We start from the raw sequence: 620 nt of genomic DNA, 5'->3' as shown, positions 1-620 counted from the left end.
TCATCACGAATACCTATTCCGGTATCAGTGACCACAACCTCAACCCCCTCATCGCGTTTCCGGCAACCCAGTAAGATCGAGCCACTTTCTGTATAACGAACCGCATTAGATAACAGGTTACGAAGGATTCTGCTTAATAATTGTGAATCAGATCTAACCAAGGATGCGCAAGGAACATAACGAAATCGCAGACCTTTCTGTTGCGCGATTTGCCTAAACTCTTCAGCTAGAACATCCAGTAAACGACTTAATGGAAAAACTTCGAGCTCAGCCGTTACTACTCCGGCATCCAGCTTTGAAGCATCTGAAAGTGTAGTAATGAGTGATTCAAGATCAGTCAGCGCTGTGCTGATATGAGCGAGCTGAAACGTCATATTCTCTGGCTTTTCCTGCAACGCACTGGTGAAGAGCCGAGCAGCATTCAGTGGCTGCATCAAATCATGGCTCACCGCTGCAACAAAGCGTGTTTTAGAAAGGTTCGCCTGCTCCGCTTTTTCCCGTGCTTCGCGTAGCTGCATTTCTATGTGGCGACGCTCTTCTATTTCTTCCAGTAGTTTCTGGTTTACATCACGTAAGTCCTGAGTCCGCTCACGCACCTGCTCGGCCAGAACAACTGAATG

General features: G+C 47.4%; 1 protein-coding gene. It reads right to left on the bottom strand.

Translation table 11 applies throughout. From position 1 onward, the window contains the following. Positions 1 to 620, bottom strand: a 620-nt coding sequence (locus A3754_RS04695) for a sensor histidine kinase KdpD (RefSeq protein WP_197468462.1), incomplete at both ends; no start/stop codon positions are given.

The sequence above is a fragment of the Alcanivorax sp. HI0083 genome (genome assembly GCF_001635175.1).
The sequence above is the reverse complement of the archived record's forward strand: the minus strand, read 5'-3'. Positions and strand labels throughout refer to the sequence as shown.